The organism is Streptomyces sp. NPDC037301 (assembly GCF_055602785.1).
On sequence record NZ_JBVJWD010000118.1, the window covers coordinates 1 to 8046 of the forward strand.

The 8046-nt window shown below is 70.2% G+C and carries 2 pseudogenes; both read left to right on the forward strand.

What is annotated here, in order from left to right:
- Positions 1-150: 150 nt before the first annotated feature.
- A pseudogene (locus ACZ7IB_RS48335) lies at positions 151-6057 on the forward strand (type I polyketide synthase); the annotation flags it as partial.
- A gap of 79 nt (positions 6058-6136) precedes the next feature.
- Positions 6137-8046 (forward strand): annotated as a pseudogene (locus ACZ7IB_RS48340) (type I polyketide synthase); the annotation flags it as partial.

Sequence of the window (8046 nt, forward strand, 5' to 3'; positions counted from 1 at the left end):
GGTGCGCGGGCGGATGCGGCGTTGGTACCGGTACGTCTTGATGTGGAGGCGCTGCGAGCGCAGGGCACCGCACTCCCGTCCCTCTACCACCACCTGGTCCCCACGGTGCGACGTACCGCTGCCGTCAGCGACGGCACCACCGCTGACACGCTGCACCATCAGCTGTCCGCACTCACCCCGGCCGAGCGGGAACGCGCGCTGCTCAATGTGGTGCGAGTGCAGGTCGCCGACGTTTTGGGTCATGCGACGCCCGCGGCCATCGCGCCGGACCGCGCCTTCAGCGACCTGGGCTTCGACTCGCTGACGTCGGTGGAACTGCGCAACGGGCTGAACGCGGCGACCGGCCTGCGCCTGCCGGCCACTCTCGTCTTCGACTACCCGACCGCCGGCGACCTCGCGGACCATCTCCACGACGAACTCCTCGGCACGCTCGACACCCCCGCTGTTGCGCCGGTGAGCCACGAGGGGCTCGTAACCGACGACCCGATCGTCATCGTAGGCATGTCCTGCCGTTATCCCGGCGGCATCGAGTCGCCCGAAGACCTGTGGAAACTGGTCTCCGAGGGCAATGACACCGTCTCCGAGTTCCCGGAGGACCGCGGCTGGGAGACCAGCGCGATCTACGACCCGAACGGCGATCGGCCGGACACCACGTACGTGAACAAGGGCGGCTTCCTGCACGACGCGGCCGACTTCGACGCCGCCTTCTTCCGGATCAGCCCGAACGAAGCACTGAGCACGGACCCGCAGCAGCGACTGCTGCTGGAGGCATCCTGGGAGGCGTTCGAGCGGGCAGGCATCGACCCCGCGACCGTGAAGGGCAGCTCGACCGGCGTCTTCGCAGGCCTGATGTACCACGACTACCCGACCAGTCACAGCGCGGGCAGCATCGTCTCCGGCCGTATCGCTTACACCTTCGGCCTGGAAGGGCCGGCCGTGACTGTGGACACGGCGTGCTCGTCGTCCCTGGTGGCCCTGCACCTGGCGGGCCAGGCTCTACGCATCGGCGAATGCTCCCTCGCCCTGGTCGGCGGCGTGACGGTGATGTCCACACCCGCCACTTTCATCGAATTCAGCAGGCAGCGCGGCCTGGCGGGCGACGGTCGTTGCAAGTCCTTCGCCGAGGCGGCGGACGGCACCGGCTGGTCCGAGGGCGTCGGCGTGCTGGTGGTGGAGCGGCTTTCGGACGCGCGACGCAACGGCCACCAGGTGCTTGCGGTGGTACGCGGCAGCGCAGTGAACCAGGACGGCGCGAGCAACGGCTTGACGGCGCCAAACGGCCCGTCCCAACAGCGGGTGATCCGGGCGGCCTTGGCGAATGCCGGGCTGTCGGCGGACCAGATCGACGCGGTGGAGGCACACGGTACGGGCACGGTCCTGGGCGACCCGATCGAGGCCCAGGCGCTGCTGGCGACGTACGGACGTGACCGCGCCGCCGAGCACCCGCTGTGGCTCGGCTCCATCAAGTCGAACCTGGGACACACCCAAGCCGCCGCGGGCGTGGCCGGGATCATCAAGATGGTCATGGCGATGCGCAACGGCGTACTGCCCAAGACCCTGCACGTGGACGAGCCGTCGTCGAAGGTGGACTGGACGGCCGGCCGTGTGGAACTGCTGACGGAGTCCCGGCCCTGGGAGGCCGGGGAAGTGAGGCGCGCGGCCGTCTCGTCCTTCGGGATCAGCGGCACGAACGCGCACGTGATCATTGAGCAGGCCCCCGAGCCCGTCGGCTCCGGGTCCGCCTCTGGGCTGCGGCCGGCGACCGAGCCGGCCGGCCGTCCCGGGACCTTGGCGTGGCCGGTGTCCGCCGCGAACGCGGCGGCGTTGCGCGCGCAGGCGGCGGGGCTGCTGGGCCTGGTGGGGCGCGAGGACGCTCCCGAGCCGGTGGATGTGGGCGTCGCACTGGCGACGACGCGGGCGCAGCTGGACCACCGTGCGGTGATTGCGGGTACCGGACGTGATGAACTGATCGCAGGACTACGGGCATTGGCTGCTGGCGAGGGTGCGCCGGGTGTGGTCGAAGGGGCGGTGACCGAGGGTCTGCTGGCGTTCCTGTTCACGGGCCAGGGCGCGCAGCGGACCGGGATGGGCCGTGAACTCGCGGCGGTTTTCCCGGTGTTCGCGACGGCGTTGGACGAGGTGTGCTTGCACTTGGATCCCCTGTTGGAACACCCGGTGAGGGATGTCCTGTTCGCTCAGGAGGGCTCGGACCTGGCGGTGATGCTGGACCGTACGGAGTATGCCCAGCCCGCCCTGTTCGCTGTCGAGACGGCCTTGTTCCGCCTGGTGGAGTCGCTGGGCGTACGCCCTGATCTGCTGGCCGGGCACTCCATCGGCGAGATCAGCGCCGTGCATGCGGCCGGGGTGTTCTCCCTGGCGGACGCCTGCAGGCTGGTCGCCGCACGCGGCCGGCTCATGCAGGCCCTGCCTGACGGCGGCATCATGGCCGCCGTCCAGGCCACCGAGGACGAGGTCCTCACCCTCCTGGACCGTGCCGAGGACGCTGCGATCGCTGCGGTCAACGGCCCTCGTGCGGTGGTCATTTCCGGCAGCAAGGACACCGTCGACTCGGTGGTGGAAGACCTGCGGGCACAGGGCCGAAAGACGTCCCGGCTGAAGGTGTCGCACGCCTTCCACTCCCCGCTGATGGACCCGATGCTGGAGGAGTTCAAGGCAGTGGTGACGGGACTCACCTACAGCGAGCCCCGTATCCCCGTCGTCTCGAACGTCACCGGCCGTACCGCCGCACCCGGTGAACTCACTTCCCCCGACTACTGGGTGTCCCACGTCCGCGATGCCGTCCGCTTCGCCGACGGTATCCAGGCTCTGGCGGCCGAGGGCGTCACCACCTTCCTGGAGATCGGCCCGGACGCGGTCCTGACCGCCATGGCCGCCGACGCCCTGCCCGACGACACCACAGTTGCATTCATCCCCCTCCTGCGCCGCAACCGCCCCGAACAGGCCGAAACCCTCACCGCACTGGCCCACCTCTGGACCAGTGGCCACACCGTCCAGTGGGCGGGCCTGCACGCCACAGGAACAGCTCAGCAGGTCGACCTTCCCACCTATCCCTTCCAGCGCCGGCGCTACTGGATCGACGGCTACTCCCCGTTCGGCGCGGCGTCCGGCGCCGGTGATCACCCGCTGCTGGGAGCAGCCGCCGTGCTCGCCGAGTCGGACGGTCTGCTCTTCAGCGGCCGGCTCTCCACCCGGACCCAGTCATGGCTGGCCGACCACGCCATCGGTGACACCGTGCTCTTCCCCGGCACAGGCTTTGTCGAGATGGCGATCGGGGCCGGTGACCAGGTGGGCTGCGCGCTGCTGTCGGAGATGACCCTGGAGACTCCGCTGGTGCTCCCGGAGCACGGAGTGATCCACACCCAGCTTGTGGTCAACGCGCCCGACGACTCGGGGAGCCGCACCTTCAGCATCCACTCGCGTGGCGAGGAGGACGTGGTGGGTGCCGCATCGTGGACCCGGCACGCCACGGGTGTGCTCGGCACGGGGACGCGCGGTCGCGCGGACGAGTCCGAATTCGCCGTGTGGCCTCCGGTGGGTGCGGTGCCGGTTTCGGTTGAGGGTGTGTACGAGCGTTATGCGGAAGGGGGGTTGGTGTACGGCCCGGTGTTCCAGGGTCTGAGGGCTGCGTGGCGGCTGGGCGAGGATGTGTTTGCTGAGGTGGTGTTGCCGGAGGGTGTGGGGGTTGAGGGGTTTGGTGTGCATCCGGCGGTGCTGGATGCGGCGTTGCATGCGGTGGGTCTGACGGGTGCGGGGGAGCGGGCTGGTCTGCCGTTCGCGTGGTCGGGTGTGGAGTTGTTCGCGACGGGTGCGTCGGCGCTGCGGGTGCGGGTACGTCCGCTGAGCTCTGGTGCGGTGTCGCTTGAGGTGGCGGATGCCGCGGGTCGTGCGGTGGTCTCGGTGGAGCGGCTGGATGTCCGGCCGATTTCCGAGGAGCAACTGGCCCAGGCGCGCGCCGGGTTCCACGACTCCCTGTACCGGGTCGACTGGGCTCCGTTGCCCTCGGCTCCCGCTTTGGCTGACAACGGCAAGTGGGTAGTGGTCGGTTCGAATGCCGCCGAGTGGTCGGAGTCTCTCGCCACCGTGGTGGCGCGCAGCGCGGTGGTGCCGGAGCTGCGCGACGCCGGCGACGCGAGCGTAGTCGTCCTGCCGGTCGTCGGAGACACCCGTACGGCCGAGGCTGGAGTGGATGTCGCGGCCGCGGTGCGCGAGCGTACGCATCGGACGCTCGCCGACCTTCAGACATGGCTGGCGGACGAGCGGTTCGCCGCGTCGACCCTGGTGGTGGTGACACAGGGCGCGGTCCAGACGGCGGCCGGCGACGTGAGTGATCTCGCGGGTGCCGCAGTGGGCGGTCTCGTACGGTCGGCGCAGATGGAGAATCCGGGCCGGATCGTACTGATCGACGTGGACGGCCACGATGCCTCTCTCGCCGCACTGCCTCGGGCAGTGCATACAGATGAGCCGCAACTCGCGCTGCGTGAGGGCGACGTGTACGTACCGCGATTGGCGCGAGTGTCTGCCGCGACTCCGCCCGCCGATGCCGATGTCCCGTCCGAGCGGAAGGTCTGGGATGCCGACGGCACGGTTCTGGTGACTGGTGCCACTGGCGCGCTGGGGGCCTTGGTCGTACGCCACCTGGTGGCCGAACACGGGGCCGTCCATGTACTGCTGGCCAGCCGCCGGGGTCCGGACGCGCCCGGTGCCGCCGAGCTGAGTGCCGAGCTGGCCGAGCTGGGCGCCAGCGTGACACTCGCTGCCTGTGACGTCGCCGACCGCACCCAACTGGCCGCTCTGCTGGCGGCAGTTCCGGCCGGCCACCCGCTGACCGGTGTCGTACACGTCGCCGGCACGCTCGACGACGGAGTCATCGGCTCGCTGACTCCGGAACGCATGGACACCGTGCTCCGGCCCAAGACCGACGCGGCCTGGAACCTGCACGAGCTGACCCGCGACCTCGGCCTGACCGCGTTCGTGCTCTTCTCCTCCATCGCCGGGGCGCTGGGCGTACCGGGGCAGGGCAACTACGCGGCAGCCAATGCCTTCCTGGATGCGCTGGCCCAGCACCGCCGGGCCCATGGCCTGGTGGCCAGCTCGCTGGCCTGGGGCATGTGGGCGGAAGACGGCGGCATGGCCGGCACGCTGAGCGGCACCGATGCGCACCGCATGGCACGAGCGGGTGCCGGGGCACTCTCCGCCCAGCAGGGCCTGGCCCTGTTCGATACGGCTGTGCTCGACCAGGACCAGATCGGCAACCCGGCCGACGCGCTCCTCGTACCGGCTGTGTTGGACGTTCGCGCCATGGCACAGAGTGGTGACGGGGAACTGCCGCCGCTCTTCCGCGGCTTGGTGCGCGCGCCCGCACGGCGGATCGCGCAGTCCCCTTCGCAGTCGCCCGTCGACTCGCAGAGCTTGCGCGCCCGCCTCGCGGACACGCCTGCACACGAGCGGAAGGACCTGCTGACCGAGGTGGTGCGCGCGCAAGCCGTGGCGGTACTCGGCCATGCCGATACCGAAGCCGTGGACTCCGACCGGTCGTTCAGCGACCTGGGGTTCGACTCGCTCACCGCCGTGGAGTTCCGCAACCGCCTCAACGCGGCCACCGGCCTGCGTCTGCCGGCTGCGCTGATCTTCGACTACCCCAGTACTCGGGCGGTCGCGGGTCACCTGTGGGAGGAGCTCGCTCCGCAGTCAGAGGACGACCCGAGCGAAACGGGTACCGGGTCGGCGGAGAACCGTATCCGTACCGCGCTCGCCGCGATCCCGCTGTCCCGGCTGCGGGAGGCCGGCCTGATGGACAGCCTGCTGGAACTCGCCGGAATCGAAGCCGGACTCGCGGTGGAAGGCGCGGTGGAAGACGCGGACGAAGCCGCGGACTCCATCGATGCCATGGACACCGAGGCCTTGATCAGCATGGCTCTCGCGGGCTCCGGTTCCGCCCACGACGACCTGTCCGAAGGCCCGGCCCACGACGCGGCCTACGAATCCGACCACGTGTACGACGAATTCGACGTCAACGACATGACGCGGGAGAAGTGACACCGCAATGACTGAGCCCAGTCGTCCCAGCCGGCCCACTCAGACTCCGCAACCCGATCGGCCCGACGCGAAGCTCGTCGACGCCCTGCGGACATCCGTCAAGGAGACCGAGCGTCTGCGCGAGCAGAACCGCAAGCTGACCGGCATGGCGCAGGAGCCGCTCGCCATCGTGGGCATGTCCTGCCGCTACCCGGGCGGTGTCCGGTCGCCGGAGGATCTGTGGCGGCTGGTCTCCGAAGAGGCCGATGCCATATCCGGGTTTCCCGAGGACCGGGGCTGGGACCTCGATGCCCTGTACGACCCCGACCCGGAGCACGACGGCACCTCGTACTCCCGTCACGGCGGGTTCCTCTACGACGCCGCCGACTTCGACCCGGCCTTCTTCGGCGTGGCACCGCGTGAGGCGCGTGCCATCGACCCGCAGCAGCGGTTGCTGCTGGAGGCTTCCTGGGAGGCGCTGGAGAACGCGCGGCTGGATCCGGGCACTCTCCGCGGCAGCCGCACGGGTGTGTTCGCCGGTGTGATGTACCACGACTACATCAACAGCTACGGCAGCGGCAGCGTCGTCTCGGGCCGTGTCTCCTACACCCTCGGCCTTGAGGGGCCGGCGGTGACGGTGGACACGGCGTGCTCGTCGTCTCTGGTGGCCCTGCACCTGGCTGGCCAGGCGCTGCGCAACGGCGAATGTTCGCTCGCGCTGGCGGCAGGCGTCACGGTGATGTCGACACCTGGGACCTTCGTCGACTTCAGCCGGCAGCGCGGGCTTGCGGCCGATGGCCGTTGCAAGTCCTTTGCCGAGGCGGCCGACGGCACGGGGTTCTCCGAGGGCGTCGGCGTGCTGGTGGTGGAGCGACTCTCCGACGCGCGGCGCAACGGGCATCGGGTGCTCGCGGTGGTGCGGGGCAGTGCGGTCAACCAGGACGGCGCCAGCAACGGTCTCACCGCGCCGAACGGGCCGGCCCAACAGCGGGTGATCCGGGCGGCGTTGGCCAATGCCAGGCTGTCGGCGGACCAGGTAGATGTGGTGGAGGCGCACGGTACGGGCACGGTTCTGGGTGACCCGATCGAGGCGCAGGCACTGCTGGCCACCTACGGCAAGGGCCGGCCGGCCGAGAGCCCGCTGTGGCTGGGGTCGGTGAAGTCGAACCTGGGGCACACGCAGGCTGCGGCGGGTGTGGCCGGGGTCATCAAGATGGTCATGGCGATGCGCAACGGCGTACTGCCCAAGACTCTGCACGTGGACGAGCCATCGTCGAAGGTGGACTGGACGGCCGGCGGCGTGGAACTGCTGACGGAGTCCCGGCCGTGGGCAGCGGGCAGGCCCAAACGTGCGGCGGTGTCGTCGTTCGGGATCAGTGGTACGAACGCGCACGTGATCCTGGAACAGGCACCGCCCGGGGCACTGGTCGAGGCCTCCGTCGAGGCGGAGAGCCCGGAGCGGGACGGCGTCGTAGGGCCGGTGCTCTGGCCGGTGTCCGGCGCCAGCCCGGACGCGCTGCGCGCCCAGGCAGCCGGCCTGCTCAACCTCCTGGAACGCACCGACGCCCCCGCCCCGGCCGACATCGGCTACGCCCTGGCCGTCACCCGCGCACACCTGGAACACCGCGCCGTCATCACCGGCACCGACCCGGCAGAACTCAGCACCGGACTGCGCGCCCTGAGCCAAGACACCCCCGCCACCGAACTCGTCCGCGCAGTCGCCCGCACCAGCGGCAGGACCGCGTTCCTGTTCACCGGACAAGGCGCCCAACGTCCCGGTATGGGACGCGAACTCGCCGCGGCTTTTCCGGTGTTCGCGGCAGCCCTGGACGAGGTGTGCGCACACCTCGACCCGCTGCTGGAACGGCCTTTGAGGGACGTGCTGTTCGCGGCGGAGGGCTCGGCGGAGGCAGAACTGCTGGACCGTACGGAGTACGCCCAGCCCGCCCTGTTCGCCGTCGAGACGGCGCTGTTCCGGCTGGTGGAGTCGCTGGGGGTACGCCCCGATCT